The sequence below is a fragment of the Banduia mediterranea genome (assembly GCF_031846245.1).
Lineage (GTDB): Bacteria > Pseudomonadota > Gammaproteobacteria > Nevskiales > Nevskiaceae > Banduia > Banduia mediterranea.
Genome location: NZ_JAVRIC010000004.1, coordinates 1 through 22,164, shown reverse-complemented (window position 1 = coordinate 22,164; position 22,164 = coordinate 1). Strand labels below are relative to the sequence as shown.

The 22,164-nt window shown below is 65.7% G+C and carries 20 protein-coding genes, 1 tRNA gene and 1 pseudogene; 10 read left to right on the top strand and 12 right to left on the bottom strand.

The window, feature by feature from the left end; translation table 11 throughout:
• The first annotated feature begins 553 nt into the window (after positions 1-553).
• Genes RM530_RS03740 through RM530_RS03705 form a run of 8 tightly spaced genes read left to right on the top strand, consistent with a single transcriptional unit; the run spans position 554 to position 8,469 of the window.
• A complete protein-coding gene (locus RM530_RS03740; protein WP_311363869.1) occupies positions 554-913 on the top strand; it encodes an NADH-quinone oxidoreductase subunit A in 360 nt (119 codons plus the stop codon).
• Positions 904-1,887, top strand: a complete 984-nt coding sequence (locus RM530_RS03735) for a hypothetical protein (RefSeq protein ID WP_311363868.1) — start codon at positions 904-906, stop codon at positions 1,885-1,887. The genes RM530_RS03740 and RM530_RS03735 overlap by 10 nt, the downstream gene beginning before the upstream one ends.
• Positions 1,887-2,771 (top strand): NADH-quinone oxidoreductase subunit H, encoded by an 885-nt coding sequence (locus RM530_RS03730; protein ID WP_311363867.1) that lies wholly within the window; start codon positions 1,887-1,889, stop codon positions 2,769-2,771. Before RM530_RS03735 ends, RM530_RS03730 begins: the two co-directional genes overlap by 1 nt.
• Entirely contained in the window at positions 2,768-3,376 is a 609-nt protein-coding gene (locus RM530_RS03725; protein WP_311363866.1) for an NADH-quinone oxidoreductase subunit J family protein, read from the top strand. Before RM530_RS03730 ends, RM530_RS03725 begins: the two co-directional genes overlap by 4 nt.
• Entirely contained in the window at positions 3,373-3,678 is a 306-nt protein-coding gene (gene nuoK, locus RM530_RS03720; protein WP_311363865.1) for an NADH-quinone oxidoreductase subunit NuoK, read from the top strand. The genes RM530_RS03725 and nuoK overlap by 4 nt, the downstream gene beginning before the upstream one ends.
• The gene (locus tag RM530_RS03715; protein ID WP_311363864.1) at positions 3,675-5,558 is read left to right on the top strand and encodes a proton-conducting transporter transmembrane domain-containing protein; all 1,884 of its coding nucleotides are present in this window, start codon (positions 3,675-3,677) and stop codon (positions 5,556-5,558) included. The genes nuoK and RM530_RS03715 overlap by 4 nt, the downstream gene beginning before the upstream one ends.
• 2 nt (positions 5,559-5,560) lie before the next feature.
• On the top strand, positions 5,561-7,048 hold the full coding sequence (locus tag RM530_RS03710) for a complex I subunit 4 family protein (RefSeq protein WP_311363863.1): 1,488 nt from the start codon (positions 5,561-5,563) through the stop codon (positions 7,046-7,048).
• 2 nt (positions 7,049-7,050) lie between these two features.
• Positions 7,051-8,469: an NADH-quinone oxidoreductase subunit N gene (locus RM530_RS03705; RefSeq protein ID WP_311363862.1), complete on the top strand. Its 1,419-nt coding sequence runs from the start codon at positions 7,051-7,053 to the stop codon at positions 8,467-8,469.
• Positions 8,470-8,475: 6 nt separating this feature from the next.
• Here RM530_RS03705 and RM530_RS03700 read toward each other — a convergent pair whose 3' ends face one another.
• Together RM530_RS03700 and RM530_RS03695 are read right to left on the bottom strand one after the other, a co-directional pair.
• Positions 8,476-8,841 carry an IS4 family transposase gene (locus RM530_RS03700; RefSeq protein WP_311363861.1) on the bottom strand — a complete coding sequence of 122 codons (366 nt, stop codon included), beginning with the start codon at positions 8,839-8,841 and terminating at the stop codon, positions 8,476-8,478.
• Positions 8,842-9,018: 177 nt separating this feature from the next.
• Complete coding sequence (locus RM530_RS03695) at positions 9,019-9,306, bottom strand: hypothetical protein (protein ID WP_311363860.1); 288 nt, start codon at positions 9,304-9,306, stop codon at positions 9,019-9,021.
• On the opposite strand from RM530_RS03695, the pseudogene RM530_RS18940 reads away from it, so the two are divergent.
• Positions 9,211-9,570, top strand: a pseudogene (locus RM530_RS18940) (EAL domain-containing protein); the annotation flags it as partial. The gene RM530_RS03695 and the pseudogene RM530_RS18940 sit on opposite strands and share 96 nt — an antisense overlap.
• A gap of 23 nt (positions 9,571-9,593) precedes the next feature.
• On the top strand, positions 9,594-9,722 hold the full coding sequence (locus RM530_RS03690) for a hypothetical protein (protein WP_311363859.1): 129 nt from the start codon (positions 9,594-9,596) through the stop codon (positions 9,720-9,722).
• A 112-nt stretch (positions 9,723-9,834) separates the two neighbouring features.
• Here the strand turns inward: RM530_RS03690 and rpoC are convergent, their stop codons facing one another.
• The 10 genes from rpoC to RM530_RS03640 all read right to left on the bottom strand — a co-directional run.
• Positions 9,835-14,115 carry a DNA-directed RNA polymerase subunit beta' gene (gene rpoC / locus RM530_RS03685; protein WP_311363858.1) on the bottom strand — a complete coding sequence of 1,427 codons (4,281 nt, stop codon included), beginning with the start codon at positions 14,113-14,115 and terminating at the stop codon, positions 9,835-9,837.
• A gap of 43 nt (positions 14,116-14,158) precedes the next feature.
• Complete coding sequence (gene rpoB / locus RM530_RS03680) at positions 14,159-18,232, bottom strand: DNA-directed RNA polymerase subunit beta (RefSeq protein WP_311363857.1); 4,074 nt, start codon at positions 18,230-18,232, stop codon at positions 14,159-14,161.
• A 212-nt stretch (positions 18,233-18,444) separates the two neighbouring features.
• A complete protein-coding gene (rplL, locus tag RM530_RS03675) occupies positions 18,445-18,819 on the bottom strand; it encodes a 50S ribosomal protein L7/L12 (RefSeq protein ID WP_311363856.1) in 375 nt (124 codons plus the stop codon).
• A 68-nt stretch (positions 18,820-18,887) separates the two neighbouring features.
• Positions 18,888-19,412 carry a 50S ribosomal protein L10 gene (gene rplJ, locus RM530_RS03670; RefSeq protein ID WP_311364052.1) on the bottom strand — a complete coding sequence of 175 codons (525 nt, stop codon included), beginning with the start codon at positions 19,410-19,412 and terminating at the stop codon, positions 18,888-18,890.
• A 222-nt stretch (positions 19,413-19,634) separates the two neighbouring features.
• Positions 19,635-20,327 (bottom strand): 50S ribosomal protein L1, encoded by a 693-nt coding sequence (gene rplA / locus RM530_RS03665; protein ID WP_311363855.1) that lies wholly within the window; start codon positions 20,325-20,327, stop codon positions 19,635-19,637.
• Between the two features lie 3 nt (positions 20,328-20,330).
• Positions 20,331-20,762 (bottom strand): 50S ribosomal protein L11, encoded by a 432-nt coding sequence (rplK, locus tag RM530_RS03660; protein ID WP_311363854.1) that lies wholly within the window; start codon positions 20,760-20,762, stop codon positions 20,331-20,333.
• A gap of 120 nt (positions 20,763-20,882) precedes the next feature.
• Positions 20,883-21,416, bottom strand: a complete 534-nt coding sequence (nusG, locus tag RM530_RS03655) for a transcription termination/antitermination protein NusG (RefSeq protein WP_311363853.1) — start codon at positions 21,414-21,416, stop codon at positions 20,883-20,885.
• Positions 21,413-21,808 (bottom strand): preprotein translocase subunit SecE, encoded by a 396-nt coding sequence (gene secE, locus RM530_RS03650; RefSeq protein ID WP_311363852.1) that lies wholly within the window; start codon positions 21,806-21,808, stop codon positions 21,413-21,415. The genes nusG and secE overlap by 4 nt, the downstream gene beginning before the upstream one ends.
• 93 nt (positions 21,809-21,901) lie before the next feature.
• Positions 21,902-21,977: transfer RNA gene (locus tag RM530_RS03645), tRNA-Trp, on the bottom strand.
• A 99-nt stretch (positions 21,978-22,076) separates the two neighbouring features.
• The coding region (locus RM530_RS03640; RefSeq protein WP_311364051.1) for an EF-Tu C-terminal domain-related protein at positions 22,077-22,164 on the bottom strand (88 nt) is incomplete at its 5' end.

Here is a 22,164-nt window from a genome sequence, read left to right as displayed (position 1 = left end):
CCGAGACCCTGCGACTGTTTTCCTGCGCAATTGCGCATGAGCGATCATGTCGATCGCCGTCCCGGTGCCCGGTTCGGGTTCAGATCCGGGAAGGGTCGCCGTCGGATCCTTTTCCCAGAGAACTTGGGTGACTACCTGGCAGCGCCGCTTTTGAGGGGTTCTACCCCGCAATCACGGACAGTTTGGAACGCGCTGTGTACCGGTTCGGCCCTCTTGTGATCTACCCGTAGACCTACCTGGTACGTCTTCAAACAGATCGTCTCGGCACCCCTCGTTGCCAGCTGCCGTTGCGTCTCCGGAACTGGTAGCACCGGTTTGCGGCTGCCGAAGGTTTTCGCCCCCGAATTTCCCTGCCATGTCGGCTACGAATACGCCGGAGCTGCAGCACGAAGAAGGTGCTGACAGGGCGGGGCTGTGCGCCGCTGTCCGGATGCGTTCGATTCCGAGTCGCGGCGGGAGCCTTCCCAGTTCAGCGCGACTTCACCCCGTGAGGTTCCCAATGGCAATCAGCTTGGGAGACGTCGGCTCCTTACAGAACTATTGAGAAGACGTGATGTCGCACGATCAATTGCTGCAGTTTGCGGTCATGCTCTGTGTCGCCTTGTCGACGGCAGTCGTGGCCGCCCTTGTCGCCAGCCCGCATAAACCGGGCGGAGCCAGCTGGCCTCAGCGCGCACCCTTCCTTGGGGGCGGCACGATGGCCACGCATGCCTGGCAACGCTATCACTTGCGCTACTACCCGATGACCCTTCTGTTCATCGCCTTCGAGATGGAGATGATGTTCATGTATCCCTGGGCCGTGGTCTACGTTGCCGAAGGGATCAAGGCCCTGGGCGAGATGGGCATGTTCCTCGCCATTTTGTCGGTCGGCATCCTCTATGCGTGGCGTGAAGGAGTGTTCCGGTGGCAGTAGGCGCACTTCTCAGGCTGGCCGGCCGTGCAGACGCCGTTGTCTACCCGGCGATCGGCGGCGGCGCTGCCGCGCGTGTGGCGCGCCTGGCGCATGCGCCGCGCCTGCGCATGGCGCGCAGCATCCGTGAGGCCACGGTCCTGCTGGTCGCCGGCGAGCTGCGCGCGCACGATGTGCAGCCGCTGATGCGTCTGCACGACCAGTTGCCGCATCCGCGTGCAACGCTGTGCTGGGGCGTCGAGCCCGGCTTCCTGCCCGGCCGCGCCTGGGCGCTCGACGCGGGCGCCGACCCACTGCCGCTGCTGCACGACATCCAGCAGCGGCTGTTTCGCGGTGAGCTGGAATCCGAACCGGACACTCTGCCCGACGAGCCGCCAGCGCCGTGGCAGGGCAAGGGTTCGCATGGCCAGGGCGGTGAAGGCATGATGGGCGGCAGGCCTTACGGCCGGCCAATGCCGATGATGGGCAAGGAGCACCGCGACGGCCTGATGCTCGACGCGCTCAAGCTGAGCCTCGGCCCGTTCTTCCCGCTGCTGCCACCGGGCCTTGCTCTGGAATTCGAACTGCAGGGCGATGTCATCCAACATGCGCGGGTCCTGTCGCCGCCCTGGCCGGACCCCGGGCCAGGCGCCGGGCTGCGCCTCGCCGCGCGCCTGCTGGAGCTGCTCGGACTGCCGCAGCTGGCGCGTCGCGCTGCGGCCGGCATGGCCGGCGACGGCCCGGCCCTGCTGCGCCGCGCGCGCCGCCACGGCGCACTGCTGGCGATCCCGCCGCGGCTCGGCGGCGTGCGCGAACGTCTCGTCTGCGCCCTCTCCGGAACGCCCGCGTCAGGCGAAGACGCCGCGCCGCTGCTCGGACAGCTGCCGGGCCTGGAATGGCACGAGGCGCTGCTGCTGATCAACAGCTACGACAGTCCGGCGCTGCTGCGCATAGCCGGTCCGTCCGTGGTGGCTGGCGCCCCGGCGGAGGCTGCCTGATGGCCGCTGCCGCAAGCCTTGCGGTGTTGCTGCTCGGCATGGTTTTCGCCGCCGCCGCCGCCGCGCGGCTGCTGCAGGGCGGTTCGCCGCTGGCGATGGCCTGTGACTCGGCGCGCCTGCTGCTGCAACAGCGTGTCCCCACCGAGCGGCCCGACGCCCTGAACCTGGCGCTGGCGCCGCTGCTGTACTTCGCGCTGGCCGTGATCGGCCTGTCCGTGGTGCCGCTGGCGCCGGAACTCGTTGTAGCGCGTCCGGATGCCGGCATCGTGCTGTGGGGCGCCTGCGAGGCGCTGACAGTGGTCGCGGTGTTCCTGCACGGATGGTCGGCCAATGCCCCGCTGCCGTTGATCGGCGCCTATCGCTACGTCGCGGTCGGCCTGCCGACGATGCTGCTGAGCATGTTCGTGCTGATCGGCGCGGCGCTGCCGGCCGAATCGCTGTCGCTGCCGGCCATCGTCGAATCCCAGCGCGACGGCTGGAATCTGCTGCGCCAGCCGCTGGGGCTGCCGCTGTTCCTGCTGCTCGGACTGACGCTGAGCTTGCGCGGGCCGTTCGATTACGGCGACTCGACCGACCTCGCCGGCGGCACTCAGGCCGAAGCCTCAGGCCGCGCGCGCCTGGGCTGGCGGGTCGCCAAGCTGGCGATGCTGGTTTCGTTCTCGGCGGTGGCGGCGAGCGCCTTTCTCGGCGGCTACCTCGGGCCGCTGCTGCCACCGCCGCTGTGGTTGCTGCTCAAGTCTGCGGCCGTGCTGCTGCTGGTGCTGGCGCTGGAGCGGACGCTGGCCCGCACGCCGCCGGCGCGGATGATGACGCTGCTGTGGGTCGTGCTCATGCCGCTGGCCTTCGTCGATCTGCTGGTCGCCGGCCTGGGGGCGCTGCGATGAGCGCCGCGGACCTCGCCTTCGCCGTGCTGGCGTCCGTCGCCGTGCTCTGCGGCTGGCGCGTGTTCCGCACCGACAGCATGGTGCGCGCGTCCTTCCTGCTGATGCTTTCGTTCTTCGCCGTCGGCGCGATCATGCTGCTGCTGTCGGCCCCGTACCTGGGCTTGGCGACGATTTTCATGATGGCCGTGGAGATGATGGTGATGGCGCTGTTCATGGTCGCCTTCATGATGAATCCGGCCGGCCTCAACCCGATGTCGATGGTCCACCAGCAGCGCTTCGCCGCGCTGGCCGGCATCGCCGTCTTCGCCGGCTTGAGCCTCGCGGTGCTGTTCAGCGATCTTCCGGAGCGGCCGGTCGATCCCGCGCGGCCGGTGATCCGCGATCTTGGTACGGAACTGCTGGGACCGTCGATGCTGAGCTTCGAGACCGCCGGCCTGACGCTGCTGGCGGCGATGATCGGCACGGTGGTGCTGTCCAGCCGCAACGGCCGCTACGGGCCGGCGGACGCGGGGGCGCGGCCGCCGGGTCTGGAGCCGGGCGGTGAACCGGCCGGGCGCCGGCCGCGGAACGAGCAGGGCGAAGACCGCCACGGAGACGCGCCGTGACGCTGGCGCTGGTCCTCATCGTCGCCGCAGCGCTGATCGGCATCGGCCTGTACGGTGCACTGTCGCAGCAGTCCTTCGTCATGCTGATGATGGGTCTGGAGCTGATGCTCAACGGTGTGCTGCTGGCGGCCATCGGCTTTTGGTCGATGGCCGCCGCCGGCAGCCCGAAGGGCCAGTTGCTGGCGATCGTGGTGATGGCGGTGATGGCGGTGGAGATGGCGATCGGCTTCGCGCTGGTCGCGGCCCTGTTCCGGCGGCGCCAGATCGACACCGTCGACAGCCTCGGCACGCTCCGGCGATGACGCCCTGGCTGTTGCCGCTGTTGCCGGCCGTTGCCGGTTTGGCCGTGCTGCCGGGGCCGGCGCATCGCGGTTACCTTGGCGCCGTGGCGGCGCTGGCGCTGGCCGCGACGCTGGCGCTGGCCGCGGCGGCTGCCGGGCAGGAGGCGACGCTGGCCTGGAGCGGCGCCCTGCAGCTCCGCGCCGGGATGCCGCCGCAGGCCAGCGTCATGGCTGTTTTGGTGCCCGCGGTGGCGCTGCCGGTCTGCGTCTACGCCGCGGCCCACGAGCACGCCGCCGGCCTGCGCCGTCTGATCGGGCTGCTGCTGCTTTTCTGCGCCGGGATGGAGCTGCTGCTCATCGCCGCCGACCTGCTGACATTGCTGATCGCCTGGGAACTCGTCGGTGCCTGTTCCTGGGCGCTGATCGCGCATCGCTGGCAGGCGCCGGAAGCCGGCGCCGCCGGCAGCTACGCCTTCGTTATCACGCGGGCCGGCGACCTCGGCCTGTTCGTTGCCGTGATGGCGGCCTATGCCGGCAGTGGTTCGTTCGACTATGCCGCGCTTGTGGACCTGCCACCATCGCTGCTCGTTCTGGTCGCAGCCGGTGTACTGATGGCCGCCGCCGCCAAATCGGGCCAGCTGCCGTTCTCGCCGTGGCTGTTCCGCGCGATGGCAGGGCCGACTTCGGTCTCGGCGCTGCTGCATGCCGCAGCCATGGTTGCGGCCGGCGCCTGGCTGCTGGTCCGGCTGCAGCCGGCGTTCGCCGCGCTGGCGTGGTTTGGCGCCGCGACGATGGTGCTCGGCCTTGCCACCGCGCTCTGCGGTGGCCTGGTCGCGCTGCTGCAGACGCACGCGAAGAAACTGCTGGCGGCATCGACCTCGGCCCATTTCGGCCTGATGTTCGCGGCGGTCGGCGCCGGCTATCCGCTGGTGGCGCTGCTGCACCTGCTGACGCACGCCGCGTTCAAGGCGCCGCTGTTCCTCGCCGCCGGCACGGCCGGCGAGCGCGCCGGGCACTACGAGCTGCCGCGGCTGCGCCTCGGCCGCAGCATGCCGGCGGTGGCGGCATTCAGCGCCGTCGCCGCGCTGGCGCTGGCCGGCCTGCCGCCGCTCGGCGGCGGCTGGAGCAAGGAGGCCATCGCCGGCGCGGTAGCGCATCGCGGCCCGGCGCCGGCGCTGCTGGCGATGCTGGCCGGCGGCCTCAGCGCTGCCTACGCGCTGCGCTTCCAGTGGCTCGCCTTTGGCCGCGGCACCGGCACGGATACGCGCGGCCGCGCGCCCGGCACCGCAGAATGCGCCGCCATCGGCACGCTGGCATTGGCCTGCCTGCTGCTGGGCGTGCTGTGGCTGGCGCCGCTACGCGACCGCATCGCGATCGTACTCGCCGGCGAGATCCCCGCTTCGCCGCCTGGCGAGCAGCTGCTGTCTCTGCTGTTCGTGCTGGCCGGCCTCGCGCTCGGCGCCATCTCGGCGCGCCGCTGGCTCGCGCCCACCGCAGCGGCGGAATGGCTGGGCCTGCCGCGCCTGATCGAACGCCTGTTCGTGGGGCCGGTGACGGCCCTGTCGCAGACCTGCCGCCGGGTCGACGAGGGGCTGCTCGACGCCCCGGTGCGCGGCATCGCCGCATTCGGCCTGCGGGCTGCGCGCGGCTTTGCCCGCTTCGATGCGCGCGCGGTGGAGCGGGGCGCGCGCGGCGCCGCAGGGCTGGCCCGCGCCTGTGCGCGCCTGGGCGCCGGACCTGGCGAGCGCCTCAGCGACGGGGCGCCCGCAAGCGTGGCGCGCCTGGTCAGCTTCGGCGGTCGCATCGCGCCGCGCCTGCAGGGCGGTCTTGCACACCAGTACTACAGCCTGATCGTTGTCGCCGCGGCCCTGCTCGGTGCGATGCTCATCCTCGGGAGCTGACGATGTTGACGCTGACGATCCTCGTCCCGCTGTTCGGCGCTCTGGTTCTGGCCTCCGGCACGCGGCTGGATGCGCGGCGGGCGCGTCTGTGCGCGCTGCCGTTCGGCCTGGTTCCGCTGCTGCTGCTCGCCGCCGCCTGGGTGGGTTTCGACGGCAGCGCCGGCGCACCGGCGTTCCAGCACGTGGTCGACCTGCCGTGGATCGCCTCGCTCGGCGTCGGCTGGCGCCTCGGCGTGGACGGCATCTCGCTGAGCCTGGCCGCGATGAGCGCACTGCTGTTCGTCGCCGCGCTGGCCTGGCCGCAGGTGCTCGGTGCGCGGGCCCGGCACTGGTATGCCTGGCTGCTGTTCCTGCAGGGCGTCTCGCTGGGCGTGTTCCTCGCGCTGGACCTGCTGCTGTTCTACGTGTTCTTCGACCTCAGCCTGGTCGGCATGTATTTCCTGATCGGACGCTGGGGCCACGACGATGCCCCACGCGCGGCGCTGAAGTTCTTCCTCTACACGCTTGCCGGCTCACTGGCGATCCTGCTCGCGATCCTCGGTCTGACGCTGGGCGATGCGCCGCTGAGCTTCGACATGCGGGTGCTGATCGAGCGCCAGCCGCTCGACGGCGGCGGCCTGCGCGCGACCCTGGTGCTGCTCGGCTTCGTCTTCGGCTTTGCGGTGAAGACGCCGCTGTTTCCGGTTCACACCTGGCTGCCGCCGGCGCACGTGCAGGCGCCGGCTCCGGCCTCGGCGATACTTGCCGGCGTGCTGCTGAAGATGGGGGGCTACGGGCTGATCCGCATCCCGCTGTCGATGATGGGCGAAACCTTTGCCCGCCACGCGCCGTGGCTGGCGGCGCTGGCGCTGGCCTCGATCCTCTGGGGCGCACTGGTGGCCCTGGCGCAGAGCAATCTCAAGCAGCGCATCGCCTACACCTCGATCAACCACATGGGTTACTCCGTGCTCGGCATCGCGGCCGCCGGTTCCATGCGGGCCGGGGAAACCCCCGCGCGGCAGCTGGCCCTGAGCGGCGCCGTGGTCGAGATGCTCGCGCACGGTCTGATCACCGGTTCGCTGTTCTTCATGACGGGCGTCTTCTGGCAGCGCCGTCAGGACTATGAAATGGCTCACTACGGCGGACTTGCCGGCAATGCGCCGAAGCTTGCGGCGGCCTTCATCGTCGCCGCCTTCGCCAGCCTCGGCCTGCCGGGTCTGGCCGGCTTCGTCGCCGAATTCCAGATCTTCGCCGGCACCTTCGTGCTGCATCCGTGGATGGCGGCGATCGCGCTGCTCGGCGTCCTGGTGACGGCCGCGTTGTTCCTGCAGATGGTGCAGCGGCTGTTCTTCGGGACGGCGCCGCAGGGCCAGCCGGCGTTTGCGGACCTGCGCGGGGTGGAACTGGCCGTGCTGACGGTATTGCTGGCGCTGGTGCTGCTGATCGGTGTCTATCCCGCCTGGCTGCTGCTGCCGATCGAACGCGCAGCGGCCATGATCGTCGGCGGCTGACGATGCCGATCGGTGACGTCGGCCCCGAGATCGCGCTGGCGCTGGCGGCGGTGGCGGCGCTGCTGGCGGCGGCCTTCCTGCCGCAGTCGCGGCAGCCACTGTGTGCCGGCATCGCGCTGCTCGGCGTGCTCGCCGCGCTGCTGCTTGGTGCACAGCAGCTGACGACGCCACCGCGGCTCGGCTTCTCCGGAAGCTGGGCGCTGGACGGCATCGCCGTGCAGGCGCGTCTGCTGATCGTTCTGGCCAGCGGCCTGTGTGTGCTGCTGGCGCCGCGCTGGCTGGCCGACGACCGTCGCCACGGCGAGTTCTACAGTCTGCTGCTGTTGTCCGCGCTGGGCGCCATGATGCTGGCCGGTGCCGCGGACCTGCTGCAGCTCAGCCTTGCGGTGCTGCTGTCCTCGGTGACTGGCTACACGCTGGCGGCTTACCACCGCGACTGGTCGATCTCGGTCGAGGCCGGCATGAAGTATTTCCTGATCGGCGCCTTCGCCAATGCGCTGCTGATGGTCGGTGTGACGCTGCTGTTCGGCCTGCTCGGCACGACGCGCTACGACGCGATGGCGACGGCTCTTGCCGGCGCGGAAGCCTCTCCGCTGCTGCTGATCGGCGCCGGCCTGTGCGTACTCGGCATCGCCTTCAAGCTGGCGGCCTTTCCGCTGCACGCCTGGCTGCCGGACGTCGCCGAAGGCGCGCCGGTGCCGGCTGCGGCGTTTCTCACCGTGGTGCCGAAAGTCGGCGCTGCGGTGGCATTGGCGCGGCTGGTCGGATTGTTCCCGGTCGAAACCCTGGACTTGCGGCCGCTGGTCGCGGTACTGGCACTGCTGACGATGAGCCTGGGCAATCTCGCCGCGCTGTGGCAGGACGACCTGCGGCGGCTGCTCGGCTGGTCTTCGGTCTCGCAGTCCGGCTATGCGCTGGTGGCCGTGGCACTGGTCGGACTTTCGCCGCGGGCCGAAGCGGCCCTGCTCTACTTCCTGCTGGGCTATGCGCTGGCCAATCTCGCCGCCTTCGCCGTCGTGGCCGAGCTGCGCGGGCGCACGCGGCTGGTCGATTACGCCGGCCTGGGCGCGATACGGCCGATGGCGGCATTGGTGCTGGTCGTCAGTCTGCTGTCGCTGACCGGCATTCCGCCGCTGGTGGGCTTCGTCGGCAAGCTGCTGCTGTTCTCGGTGGCGATCGACGGCGGCTACGCCTGGCTGGCTGTGGCCGCCGTCATCAATACCGTGATTTCGCTGTTCTACTACCTGAGGCCGATCGGCACGGTCTACTTTGGCAGTACCCGGAGTGCCGTCGCGGTGCTGGGCGGCAGCATTCGCTTGAGCCTGGTGCTGGTCGGTTCGGCGCTGTTGCTGGCTGGACTTGCCGCCGACTGGCTGCTGCAGTTGGCTGTGACCGCGCATCTGTTGGCGCTCATCGACTAACGTGAATCACGCGCCGCGTGATGCCGAGCTACCCTGGCCCACTTGCCCTGACTTTTGCCCATAAGTTTGCTGAACACGGGGAGGGGCACGGCTACGGCTGAAGACGCGGTACATATTGGTGAGGTCGTCGAGTCGCTGCAGGCCGCCCCAGAGGGATTTCGTGCCGGGTTCGCCGTCGCCTTTGCGGCCGAGGAAGCCGCCCAGCGCAGCCACTATGCGCGTGGCCTCATGCAAGCTGGGCTCGGTCTCGGGCGGCTCGGGGCTCTGGCTGTGGTAGGCCACCAGAGCTTTCCACGGGCCCTGTTCGAAATAGACGCTGCACGGCATCTCGGGGACATCGCGACCGAGCTTGGTCAGATGCAAGACACGCAAGGCGACGACCAGGTTCGATGGTCAGGCAGGCTTGAAGCCGGACGGCGCTACCGAGTTGGCGCTCTTCGATCTTGCAGCCGCTTTTGAGCGTGCGGTGATACACCTCGATCTGCCAGCGGGTGGCATACCAGCTCAGGCGCCCGCAGGCCTGCTCGAAGGTCGTGACAAGGGCGGCGGTCAGACGCAGCCGCCCTGTTCGAGCACGCGAATTCCACGATGATCGAATCCAAGCGCGCGCGGGCCGGACGTTTCCGCCGATACGACAGCGGCATCAATCTGCTCGCGAGCGAACGGGTTTCCTTGGTCGCCGATCTGCGCGCGGCCTTCAGTAACGGCACCCTGGTGTGCCACTACCAAGCACAGGTCACGGTGCGTACGCGCGAAATTGTCGGCGCCGAAGCGCTGCTGCGCTGGCGGCGCGGTGGCAAATGGATTCCGCCCTCCACCTTCATGCCGCTGGCTCATGAAGCCGGGCTCAACCAGGAACTGGGGCTGATCGAGGCGATCGCCGCCAACACGCAGGATGCCGGCTGGCAGGCGGTGCGCCGCCTGCGCGGCGAAGGTGTGCGCTTCTCGGTCGACGACGTTGGCACCGGCTTTTCATCGCTGGGACGACTGCGTGATCTTCCGCTGGACCGGCTCAAGGTCGATCACTCGTTCGTGGCGGATTTGCCGGACACGAGGGCGGCCGGAATGGTGCGCGCGATTCTGGCGCTGGGCGACAGCCTCGACGTGGACGTATCGCCGAGGGCGTGGAAACCGAAATCCAGCACGGCAGCCTGCAGTCTCTCGGCTGTCGCTACGCACAGGACTATCTCTACGGCCGAGCGATTCCGGCGGAGGAGTTCGCCACGCGCTGGTTACCCAGCGTCGCCGCCTGAACGTCCGCAGCGCGCCAGCAGCACTCAAAGCGGTGGCGGCACACCGTTACCGTCGCCCTCAAAAGAAGATCAAAAAAAACGGCGCCGAGGCGCCGTTTTTCTTGAGGCTGACTTATTCCTCGCTGCCCTCGGACTCTCCGCTGTCCGCATCTGCCACATCACCGCTGTCCGCGTCCACGGTCATGCCGGTGTCGCGGATCGGCGCTTCGCCACCGACCGCGTCGAAGGCTCCGGACATGCTGCTGGTGCGTTGCAGATCGGCAAGGAAACTGCCGCCCTTGGCGCGCCGGCGCTGCTCGTGGAACGCCAGACCGGTACCGGCCGGTATCAGGCGACCGACGATGACGTTTTCCTTGAGTCCACGCAGTTCGTCGCGCGAACCACGCACCGAGGCTTCCGTCAGAACGCGGGTGGTTTCCTGGAACGAGGCTGCCGAGATGAACGACTCGGTCGACAGGCTGGCCTTGGTGATGCCCAGCAGCAGGCGATTGAACTTGGCGCCCGCCAGGCCGTCGGCCTTCATCTTCCGGTTCTCGCTGTTGACCTGGAACATCTCGACCTGCTCGCCCTGCAGGAAGCGCGCGTCACCGACCTGCGTGACCTCGACCTTGCGCAGCATCTGACGAATGATCGTCTCGATGTGCTTGTCGTTGATCTTCACACCCTGCAGGCGGTAGACGTCCTGGATTTCCTTCACCAGATAGTTCGCCAGCGCGGTCACGCCCTGCAGCCGCAGAATGTCGTGCGGGCTCGGCTCGCCGTCGGAGATGATTTCGCCCTGCTCGACGTGCTCGCCTTCGAACACCCCGATCTGCCGCCACTTCGGAATCAGCAGTTCGACCTCGTCGCCGTCGGACTTGACGATCTTCAGGCGGGTCTTGCCCTTGGTCGGGCTGCCGAACTTGACCGTGCCCGATGCCTCGGCCAACACCGCCGGGTCCTTGGGCTTGCGCGCCTCGAACAGGTCGGCCACACGCGGCAGACCGCCGGTGATGTCACGCGACTTGGAGGCTTCCTGAGGCAGACGGGCGATGATGTCGCCGACGCCGAGCCTGGCTCCGTCCTCGACGCCCACGACCGCCTTCGGCGGCAGCGAGTAGTTCGCTGGAATGTCGGTGCCCGGGAAGCACATTTCCTCGCCGCTCTCATCGAGCAACTGAATCGTCGGCCGCAGATCGCGTCCGGCCGAGCGGCCCTTGCCTTCGGTGACGACCAGGGTCGACACACCGGTGACGGGGTCCTCTTCGCGGTGCACGCTGACGCCTTCCTCGAAATCGAGCAGGCGTACGGTACCGGCCAGCTCGGTGACGATGGGGTGGGTATGCGGATCCCATTTGGCGACACGCTGGCCCGGTTTCACCTCTTCGCCGTCGAACACCAGAATCGTCGCACCGTACGGAATCTTGTAGCGCTCACGCTCGCGACCATCGGCCGCGATCACGCCGATTTCACCGGAACGCGATACCGCGACGAGGTTGCCGTCGCGGTTCTTGACGGTCTTGACGTTGTGCAGCTTGATCGTGCCGCTGGCACGCACGTCCGCGCCATCCGCCGCAGCCGCACGCGAAGCCGCGCCGCCGACGTGGAAGGTACGCATGGTCAACTGCGTGCCCGGTTCGCCGATCGACTGAGCGGCGATGACGCCCACCGACTCGCCGATGTTGACGACATGGCCACGCGCCAGGTCGCGGCCATAGCACTTGCCGCAGATACCGAACGGCAGCTCGCAGGTGATCGGCGAGCGCACCCAGACCTCGTCGACGCTGTTGCGTTCGATGATGTCGCAGAGCTTTTCGTCGAGCATCACGCCGGTGTCGACCAGAACCTCGTCGGTGCCGGGCTTGTAGATCGGGCCCAGCGTAACGCGGCCGAGCACGCGATCGCGCAGCGGCTCGAGAATGTCTCCCCCCTCGACGATCGGCGTCATCTGCAGGCCGTGCTCGGTTTCGCAATCTTCTGCCGTCACCACCACGTCCTGGGCGACGTCGACCAGACGACGCGTCAGGTAGCCCGAGTTCGCGGTCTTCAACGCCGTATCGGCCAGGCCCTTACGAGCGCCGTGGGTCGAGATGAAGTACTGCAGAACGTTGAGGCCTTCGCGGAAGTTCGCGGTGATCGGCGTTTCGATGATCGAGCCGTCCGGCTTGGCCATCAGGCCACGCATGCCGGCCAGCTGACGAATCTGCGCCTGCGAGCCACGCGCACCGGAGTCGGCCATGATGAACACCGAGTTGAAGCTCGGCTGCTTGACTTCCTTGCCGTCACGATCCACCACCGACTCGGAGCCGATACGCGTCATCATCGCCCGTGACACGTCGTCATTGGCGCGTGACCATACGTCGACGACGCGGTTGTAGCGTTCACCGGCCGTGGTCAGACCCTGCGAGTACTCCTCGTTGATCTCCTTGACCTTGTCCTCGGCCTCGGACAGAACCTTGACCTTCTCGTCCGGCACGACCATGTCGTCGATGCAGAACGAGACGCCGGCCTTGGTCGACATGCGGAAGCCGGTGTACATCAGCTGATCGGCGAAGATGACCGAATCCTTGGTTCCGCAGCGGCGATACACGTAGTTGATGACGCCGGAGACCTGCTTCTTGGTCAGCGTCTTGTTGACCACGGAAAACGGTACGCCCTCCGGAAGTATTTCCGACAACAGGGCACGACCGGTCGTGGTGTCGACGATATGACGCACCGCCTTGACGCTGTCGTCCTGCTGATCCTCGTAGTCGTTCAGACGTACCTTGATCTTGGCCTGCAGATCCAGGGCACCGGACTCATAAGCGCGATGCACTTCGGACACGTCCGCGAAGACCATGCCCTCACCTGGGGCGTTGATGCGATCACGCGTCATCCAGTACAGGCCCAGAACAACGTCCTGCGACGGCACGATGATCGGATCGCCGTTGGCCGGCGAGAGGATGTTGTTGGTCGACATCATCAGCACACGCGCTTCGATCTGCGCTTCGAGCGACAGCGGCACGTGTACGGCCATCTGGTCGCCGTCGAAGTCGGCGTTGAACGCGGTGCAGACCAGCGGATGCAGGTTGATCGCCTTGCCTTCGATCAGGATCGGCTCGAAGGCCTGGATGCCCAGACGATGCAGCGTCGGCGCGCGGTTCAGCAGAACCGGGTGCTCCTTGATGCACTCTTCGAGCACATCCCAGACCAGACCGTCTTCACGCTCGACCATTTTCTTGGCGGCCTTGATCGTGGTCGCGTGGCCGAGGCGCTGCAGGCGCGAGAACACGAACGGCTTGAACAGCTCCAGCGCCATCTTCTTGGGCAGGCCGCACTGGTGCAGCTTCAGCGTCGGGCCGACCACGATGACCGAACGGCCGGAGTAGTCGACACGCTTGCCCAGCAGGTTCTGGCGGAAGCGGCCCTGCTTGCCCTTGATCATGTCGGCCAGCGACTTGAGCGGGCGCTTGTTGGTGCCGGTGATCGCACGGCCACGACGGCCGTTGTCGATCAGCGCGTCCACCGACTCCTGCAGCATGCGCTTTTCGTTGCGCACGATGATGTCCGGCGCCGACAGTTCCAGCAGGCGCTTGAGGCGGTTGTTGCGGTTGATGACGCGGCGGTACAGATCGTTGAGATCCGAAGTCGCGAAGCGGCCACCATCCAGCGGCACCAGCGGACGCAGGTCCGGCGGCAGCACCGGCAGCACCGTCAGGATCATCCATTCCGGGCGATTGCTCGACGCCAGGAAGTACTCGATCAGCTTGAGGCGCTTGCCGAGCTTCTTGATCTTGGTGTCCGAACCGGTGGCGTTGATCTCCTCACGCAGCTTGACCGTTTCCTTCTGCAGGTCGATCTGCTTGATGAGGTCATGAACGGCTTCGGCGCCCATGCGTGCATCGAATTCATCACCGTACTTCTCCACCGCGTCGAGGTATTCCTCTTCGGTCAGCAGGGTGCCGCGCTCCAGCGGCGTGAGGCCGCCGTCGACCACCACGTGGGCCTCGAAGTACAGCACGCGTTCGATCGCGCGCAGCGGCATGTCCATCAACAGGCCGATACGCGAGGGCAGCGACTTCAGGAACCAGATGTGCGCGACCGGCGAGGCCAGTTCGATGTGGCCCATGCGTTCGCGACGCACCTTGGCCACGGTGACTTCCACGCCGCACTTCTCGCAGACCACGCCGCGGTGCTTGAGGCGCTTGTACTTGCCGCAAAGACACTCGTAGTCCTTGATCGGCCCGAACAGCTTGGCGCAGAACAGACCGTCACGCTCCGGCTTGAACGTGCGGTAGTTGATCGTCTCCGGCTTCTTGACCTCGCCGAAGGACCAGGCGCGAATCGTTTCCGGTGAGGACAGACCGATCTTGATCGCGTCGAAGTCCTCGTAATCGTCCTGCGAGCTCTTCAGCAGGTTGAACAGTTCTTTCATGACTTACTCCGAATTCTTGTCCGAATTCAATTCAATGTCGCGCTTAGTTGGACTGGTCCAGCTCGATGTTGAGACCGATCGAACGGATTTCCTTGACCAGCACGTTGAACGATTCCGGCATGCCGGCGTGCATGCGGTGATCGCCATCGACGATCGCCTTGTACATGCGCGTACGACCGTTGGTGTCGTCCGACTTGACGGTGAGCATTTCCTGCAGCGTGTAGGCCGCGCCATAGGCTTCCAGCGCCCAGACTTCCATTTCGCCGAAGCGCTGGCCGCCGAACTGCGCCTTGCCGCCCAGCGGCTGCTGGGTCACGAGCGAGTACGGCCCCGTCGAACGCGCATGCATCTTGTCGTCGACGAGGTGGTTGAGCTTGAGCATGTACATGTAGCCCACGGTCACCGTACGCGAGAACGCTTCACCGCTGCGGCCATCGATCAGCGTGGTCTGCCCGGTTTCGGGCAGACCCGCGAGCTTCAGCAGGGCCTTGATCTCGTGCTCGGCAGCGCCGTCGAACACCGGCGTCGCCACCGGCAGACCGCCGGTGAGATTCTTCGCCAGCGTCACGACTTCGGCATCCTCGAGTTCGTCGAGGTCGACCTTCTGCGTGCCTTCGCTCTTGTAGACCTCGCCCAGGAACTTGCGCAGCTCACCGACCGCCTTGTTCTGTTCCAGCATATCGTTGATCTTGCGGCCGATGCCCTTGGCCGCCCAGCCCAGATGGACTTCGAGCAACTGGCCGATGTTCATGCGCGACGGCACGCCCAGCGGGTTGAGAACGATGTCGACGGGGGTTCCGTCGGCCATGTGCGGCATGTCCTCGACCGGCACGATCTGCGAGATCACGCCCTTGTTGCCGTGGCGGCCGGCCATCTTGTCGCCCGGCTGGATGCGACGCTTCACGGCCAGATAGACCTTGACCATCTTCAGCACGCCCGGGGCCAGTTCGTCGCCCGCGGTGATCTTGGTGCGCTTGGATTCGAAGCGCTTCTCGAACTCGGACTTCATGTCCTTGATCTGCTTGGCCGCCACTTCCAGCGCGACCTGCGCGTCTTCGTCCTTGAGACGAACCTCGAACCAGCGATCGCGCTCCAGGCCTTCGAGATACTCCGCGCTGACCTCGTCGCCCTTCTTCAGCGGCTTCGGTCCGCCGTCGGCAGTCTTGCCGATCAGCACACGCGACAGACGATCGTAGATGTCGTCCTCGAAGATGCGCAGCTCGTCGTTCAAATCCTTGCGGACCTGGGCCAGCTCGGAATCCTCGATCGAGACCGCGCGCTTGTCCTTCTTCACGCCTTCACGCGTGAACACGCGCACGTCGATGACGGTGCCATCCATACCCGGCGGCACCTTCAGCGAGGTGTCCTTCACGTCGGACGCCTTTTCGCCGAAGATCGCGCGCAGCAGCTTTTCTTCCGGCGTCAGCTGGGTCTCGCCCTTGGGCGTGACCTTGCCGACGAGAATGTCGGCAGCCTTGACCTCGGCACCGATGTAGACGATGCCGGACTCGTCGAGCTTGCGCAGCGCCGCTTCGTTGACGTTGGGGATGTCCGCGGAAATTTCCTCGGACCCCAGCTTGGTCTCACGCGCGACGCAGGTCAGCTCCTCGATGTGGATCGTGGTGAAGCGATCCTCTTCGACCACCCGCTCCGAAATCAGGATCGAGTCCTCGAAGTTGTAGCCGTTCCAGGGCATGAACGCGATCAGCATGTTCTGGCCCAGGGCCAGCTCACCGATATCGGTGGAAGGGCCGTCCGCGATCACGTCCTTGCGGGCCACGACATCGCCCGGCGCCACGATCGGCTTCTGGTTGATGCAGGTGTTCTGATTGGAACGCGTGTACTTGATCAGATTGTAGATATCGACGCCGGCTTCACCGGCGACGGTCTCGTCATCGTTGACGCGAATCACGATGCGCGAGGCGTCGACCTTGTCGACCACGCCACCGCGCATCGCGGTGATGGCGTTGCCGGAGTCGACAGCCACGCGACGCTCCATGCCGGTGCCGACCAGCGGCTTGTCGGCGCGCAGCGTCGGCACGGCCTGACGTTGCATGTTCGAACCCATCAGGGCGCGGTTGGCGTCATCGTGCTCCAGGAACGGAATCAGCGCGGCCGCCACCGACACGATCTGGCGCGGCGAAATGTCCATGTACTGGACCTGGTCCGGCCCCAGCAGCGAGAACTCGTTCTGGAAGCGGCAGGAGATCAGGTCGTTGACGAAGCCGCCGGACTCGTCGAGTTCGGAGTTCGCCTGCGCGATCACGTAGCGACCTTCCTCGATCGCCGACAGATAGTCGATCTCGGCCGAGACCTTGCCGTCGATGACGCGACGATACGGCGTCTCGAGGAAACCGTAGTCGTTGGTGCGCGCATACACCGACAGCGAGTTGATCAGACCGATGTTCGGGCCTTCCGGCGTCTCGATCGGGCAGATGCGACCGTAGTGCGTCGGGTGCACGTCGCGCACTTCGAAACCGGCGCGCTCGCGCGTCAGGCCGCCCGGCCCCAGCGCCGAAACGCGACGCTTGTGGGTGACCTCGGACAGCGGATTGTTCTGATCCATGAACTGCGACAGCTGGGAGGATCCGAAGAACTCCTTGACTGCGGCAGAGACCGGCTTGGCATTGATCAGGTCCTGCGGCGTGAGGTTGTCGGCCTCGGCCAGGGCCAGGCGTTCGCGCACCGCGCGCTCGACACGGACCAGCCCGGTGCGGAACACGTTCTCCGCCATTTCACCCACCGAACGGATGCGGCGGTTGCCGAGGTGATCGATGTCATCGGTGATGCCTTCGCCGTTGCGGATGGCGATGATCTCCTTCATGACATCGATGATGTCCTCGTGCGTCAGCACGCCCGAACCGGTGACCTCTTCACGGCGCAGACGACGGTTGAACTTCATGCGGCCCACGGCCGACAGGTCGTAGCGTTCGCCGGCGAAGAACAGGTTATGGAACAGCTGTTCGGCCGCATCCTTGGTCGGCGGCTCGCCAGGACGCATCATCCTGTAGATCTCGACCAGCGCCTCGATCCGCGTGCGCGTCGGGTCGATGTTCAGCGTGGTGCTGACATACGGACCCTTGTCGAGTTCGTTGACGAACAGCGTCTTGAGTTCCTTGATGCCGGCATTGCGGAACTCGGCCAGCAAGGGCTCGGTGATCTCGGTGTTGGCGGCGGCCAAGAGTTCACCGTCTTCGCTGGCGATGTCATTCGATACCACCTTGCCGACGACATATGCATCCGGCACACGCAGCTTGTCCAGGCCGGCGTCACCGATCAGCTTGATGTGGCGTGCGGTGATGCGCTTGCCGGCTTCGACGATGACCTTGCCGCCCGCGGCGATATCGAACTGCGCCGTCTCGCCCTTGAGGCGTTCCGGAACCAGTTCAAGCTCGGCCCCTTCGTCGTCCAGGTGGAAGATGTTGTGCTCGTGGAAATTCTCGAGCATCCACTGATTGTCGTAACCCAACGCGCGCAGCAGGATCGTCGCCGGCAACTTGCGGCGGCGGTCGATACGCACGAACAGGTTGTCCTTCGGATCGAACTCGAAGTCCAGCCATGAGCCGCGGTACGGAATGATGCGCGCCGAGTACAGCAGCTTGCCGGAGCTGTGCGTCTTGCCACGGTCGTGGTCGAAGAATACGCCCGGCGAACGATGCAGCTGCGACACCACGACACGCTCGGTGCCGTTGACGATGAAGGTGCCGTTGTCGGTCATGAGCGGAATTTCGCCCATGTAGACTTCCTGCTCGCGCACTTCCTTGACGCGCTTTTCCTTCGACTCCTTGTCGTAGATGACAAGGCGCGTCTTGACGCGCAGCGGTGCTGCGAGCGTCAGTCCGCGAATCCGGCATTCCTTCTCGTCGAACACCGGTTCGCCGAGCTTGTACGACAGGTATTCCAGTGCCGCGCTGCCCGAAAAACTGGACATCGGGAACACGGAACGGAAGGCCGCATGCAGGCCGAGCTCACGCCGACTGGCATTGGGCAGCTCCGCCTGAAGAAACCCACGATACGAATCGATTTGGGTGGCGAGCAGGAACGGGACTTCCAGAGTCTCGTCCTGCTTACGGAAATCCTTACGGATGCGCTTTTTCTCGGTGAACGAGTAGGCCATCGATGTTCTACCTCGGTCGATTGAGATGCGGGGCTGCCGCACCATCACAGAATCCACACGCATGATCGGAAATCCCGGTCATGCGTGTGGGTTCTCTCAAACGCAGCGAACGGCCAGAGGCCGGGGGTCGATCACCCCCAGCCTCGGACGTTCGATACAACAACTCGAAACAGTCAACGCAGTGTCTGAAATCAGGCACGTCCTCAAGGGACTTACTTGACCTCGACCTTGGCGCCAGCTTCTTCGAGCTTCTTCTTCATCGCCGCGGCGTCGTCCTTGGACACGCCTTCCTTCAGCTCCTTCGGCGCGCCTTCGACGAGGTCCTTGGCTTCCTTCAGACCAAGGCCCGTGAGTTCGCGAACCGCCTTGATCACGTTGACCTTGTTTTCGCCGAAGGAGGCGAGAACCACGGTGAACTCGGTCTGCTCTTCCGCCGGGGCGGCGGCCGCAGCCGGACCCGCAGCAGCAGCGACCGGGGCCGCAGCGCTCACACCGAACTTGTCTTCCATCATCTTGACCAGCTCAACGATGTCCATGACGGACTTTTCGCTGATTGCGTCAAGGATTTCCTGGTTGGAAAGTGCCATTGCTGTTTACCTCAAAAACGTAAGTGGGAAAGCCAATCTTTTGAGCCTGGGAACGGATCCGAACGAGATCACGCCGCCTGCTTGTCCGCGACCGCCTGAACGACGCGAACAAACTGGGCGGTGGGCTCCGCCAGGGTACGAACGAAGGTGCTGATCGGTGCCTGCATCGTGCCGAGGAGCATGGACAAGGCCTGCTCCTTGGTCGGCAGCGAGGCCAGACGGTCGAGATCGGCGGCACCATAGAGCGTGCCTCCCACCGCAACAGCCTTGACCACCAGCTTTTCGTTCGCCTTGGCGAAGTCCTTGATCACGCGACCCACCGCACCCGGATCCTCCAGAGAGAAACCGAGAATCAGTGGCCCGGTCAGCGCGGACTGGAGGCACTCGAATTCGGTGCCTGCAACCGCTCGGCTGGCCAGCGTGTTCTTCACTACGTGCAGGTAAATCCCTTTGTCACGGGCTTCCTTGCGCAGAATGTCGAGCTGACCCGCCTTCAGACCGCGATATTCGGCAGCCACTGCCGATAGCGCGCGCTGGGCGACTTCGTTCACTTCCGCAACCAGGGCCTTCTTGTCACCAAGCCTTAAAGCCATGAGACGTTCGATCTCCTGGTAGCTCATTACTCGAAAAGAAGTCCTACCAACATGCCGCGGACTTCCACCTGTCCGGTGCCTCGGGCTCTCGCGAGCCTTCGGATTCACCATCTACGCGAGCGGCACGGGGCCTTTAATCACCGCCCTGTCGGGCGGTTCACTTGCGGTCTCAGACGGTGTGGCTTTCACCACACAGCCAAAGATTTGCTGCGCCGACCCGATTTATTCGGGCAGGCTTGAAAGGTCGACCGGCACACCCGGCCCCATCGTCGTCGACAGGGTGAGCTTCTTGATGTAGATGCCCTTGGACGTGGACGGCTTGGCGCGACGCAGATCGCGCAGCACCGCGCCCAGATTGTCCTTGAGCTTGGCTTCTTCGAAATCGGCGGCGCCGATCGCGCAATGAATGATGCCGGCCTTGTCGGTACGGAACTTGGCCATACCGGCCTTGGCGTTCTTGACCGCCTCGCCCACGTTCGGCGTGACCGTGCCGGTCTTCGGGTTCGGCATCAGGCCGCGCGGCCCCAGCAACTGGCCCAGCGCGCCGACGACACGCATGGCGGCCGGTTCGGCCACGACGACCTGATAGCTCAGATCACCGTCCTTCATCGCCTGCGCCAACTCGTCCATGCCCACGGCGTCTGCACCGGCGGCCTTGGCCTCCTCGGCCTTGGCGCCCTGCGCGAACACCGCCACGCGCACGCTCTTGCCCGAGCCATGCGGCAGCACGGTGGAGCCGCGCACGTTCTGGTCGGACTTGCGCGCATCAATGCCGAGGTTCACGGACATGTCGAAGGACTCGCGGAACTTCGCACTGGCCACGCTCTTGAGCAGGGCGATGGCTTCGTCGATCGGATAGGACTTGCCGGCCTCGACCTTTTCGTTGAACAGCTTCTTTCGTTTCGTGATTGCCATGACTTAGACCCCTTCGACCTCGACACCCATGGAACGGGCGGAACCGGCGATCGTGCGGACCGCGGCTTCGGCATCGCCGGCGTTCAGATCCGGCCACTTGGTCTTGGCGATCTCTTCGAGCTGCTCGCGCGTGATCTTGCCGACCTTGTTGGTGTTCGGCGTGGCACTGCCCGACTTGAGGCCGATCGCCTTCTTGATCAGCGTGGTCGCGGGCGGCGTCTTGGTGATGAAGGTGAACGAACGGTCGGAGTAGACCGTGATCACCACCGGCGTCGGCAGACCGACTTCCAGCTTCTGCGTGGCCGCATTGAAGGCCTTGCAGAATTCCATGATGTTGACGCCCTGCTGGCCCAGTGCGGGACCGACCGGCGGCGACGGATTGGCCTTGCCTGCCGGAATCTGCAGCTTGACGTAGCCTTTTACTTTCTTAGCCATGACAACTCCTGGTTTGGGTGCTAGCGCCTTGCGGCTCCCCGGTGTTCGTGAGGCGAGGTGTGCGGCGGGAAGCGCAACTGCTTTTACGCTTCCCGCCGCACGCCTGACACCTCACGGCTTTCAGGCCTTCTCGACCTGCGAAAATTCCAGCTCGACCGGCGTCGACCGGCCAAAAATCAGAACCGCGACGCGCAGGCGGTTCTTGTCGTAATTGACTTCCTCGACGACACCCGCGAAATCCGCGAACGGCCCGTCGATCACGCGCACACTCTCGCCCGGCTCGAACAGGGTCTTGGGCTTCGGCTTTTCGACCGATTCCTCCACGCGCGACAGGATCTGGGCGGCCTCCTTGTCGGAGATCGGCGCCGGCTTGTCCGGGGTGCCACCGATGAAGCCAAGCACCTTCGGCGTGTTCTTGACGAGGTGCCAGGCTTCCTCGTTCATGTCCATCTGCACCAGAACATAGCCCGGGAAGAACTTGCGCTCGGTGGTGCGCTTGACGCCATCCTTGATTTCGACGACCTCTTCGGTCGGCACCAGGATGTCGCCGAACGAGTCGTCCAGCCCATCGCGGCGGATGCGCTCGGCCAGCGCCTTCTTGACCTGATTCTCGTACTGCGAATAGGCGTGTACGACGTACCAGCGCATCGTCATGAGGCTCTCCCGGTCAGCAATTTGACGCCCTTGAGCAGCGCGGCATCCAGGCCCCACAGAAACACCGCCATGATCAGCACGACCACCGCGATCATCAGCGTGGTCTGGACCGCTTCCTGCTTGGTCGGCCACACAGTCTTGCGCAGTTCCACGCGCGCCCCGCGCACGTAGTCCCAGGTGGTCTTGCCGATCCGAGCCTGGTAGACCAGAAATGCGCCGATGCCGATACCGGCGATCATCACCACCGCGCGAATCGCGGCATTGAGGTCACTCTGATAGCGGTAGAAGACGAAAATGGCGCCCACAACGACCAGCAGCGCACCCACCAACCAGAGGGTGTCGAGCCTTGAGCCGTGCGACGTGTCGGACGGCGTCTGCGATGTTTGGTTCATGCCTACCTAAAACAGCAATTCATTCACGACCGTGATACCGAAGCCCAACAGAGTCGAAACACAAGCCATTGATTAGGCTTGCATTGCCGACGCTGGCAGGGGCGGAGGGTCTCGAACCCCCAACCTGCGGTTTTGGAGACCGCCGCTCTACCAATTGAGCTACGCCCCTGTGGGTATCCGCCGCGCGAAAACGGGCCGCGCATTATACGCACGTCCCGTCAAAAGGAAAGGGCCCAGGCGCGCATGCGCACGCCCGGGCCCTTCGGGCCTACTGCAGGATCTTGGCGACGACGCCGGCGCCAACGGTACGGCCGCCTTCGCGAATCGCGAAGCGCAGGCCATCTTCCATCGCGATC

Excerpts from the sequence above, each read along its gene's own strand:
- RM530_RS03740 (WP_311363869.1), top strand. The coding sequence starts at position 554 with ATGTCGCACGATCAATTGCTGCAGTTTGCGGTCATGCTCTGTGTCGCC.
- RM530_RS03730 (WP_311363867.1), top strand. The coding sequence starts at position 1,887 with ATGGCCGCTGCCGCAAGCCTTGCGGTGTTGCTGCTCGGCATGGTTTTC.
- RM530_RS03725 (WP_311363866.1), top strand. The coding sequence starts at position 2,768 with ATGAGCGCCGCGGACCTCGCCTTCGCCGTGCTGGCGTCCGTCGCCGTG.
- RM530_RS03715 (WP_311363864.1), top strand. The coding sequence starts at position 3,675 with ATGACGCCCTGGCTGTTGCCGCTGTTGCCGGCCGTTGCCGGTTTGGCC.
- RM530_RS03710 (WP_311363863.1), top strand. The coding sequence starts at position 5,561 with ATGTTGACGCTGACGATCCTCGTCCCGCTGTTCGGCGCTCTGGTTCTG.
- RM530_RS03705 (WP_311363862.1), top strand. The coding sequence starts at position 7,051 with ATGCCGATCGGTGACGTCGGCCCCGAGATCGCGCTGGCGCTGGCGGCG.
- RM530_RS03695 (WP_311363860.1), bottom strand. The coding sequence starts at position 9,306 with ATGAGCCAGCGGCATGAAGGTGGAGGGCGGAATCCATTTGCCACCGCG.
- rpoC (WP_311363858.1), bottom strand. The coding sequence starts at position 14,115 with ATGAAAGAACTGTTCAACCTGCTGAAGAGCTCGCAGGACGATTACGAG.
- rpoB (WP_311363857.1), bottom strand. The coding sequence starts at position 18,232 with ATGGCCTACTCGTTCACCGAGAAAAAGCGCATCCGTAAGGATTTCCGT.
- rplL (WP_311363856.1), bottom strand. The coding sequence starts at position 18,819 with ATGGCACTTTCCAACCAGGAAATCCTTGACGCAATCAGCGAAAAGTCC.
- rplJ (WP_311364052.1), bottom strand. The coding sequence starts at position 19,412 with ATGGCTTTAAGGCTTGGTGACAAGAAGGCCCTGGTTGCGGAAGTGAAC.
- rplA (WP_311363855.1), bottom strand. The coding sequence starts at position 20,327 with ATGGCAATCACGAAACGAAAGAAGCTGTTCAACGAAAAGGTCGAGGCC.
- rplK (WP_311363854.1), bottom strand. The coding sequence starts at position 20,762 with ATGGCTAAGAAAGTAAAAGGCTACGTCAAGCTGCAGATTCCGGCAGGC.
- nusG (WP_311363853.1), bottom strand. The coding sequence starts at position 21,416 with ATGACGATGCGCTGGTACGTCGTACACGCCTATTCGCAGTACGAGAAT.
- secE (WP_311363852.1), bottom strand. The coding sequence starts at position 21,808 with ATGAACCAAACATCGCAGACGCCGTCCGACACGTCGCACGGCTCAAGG.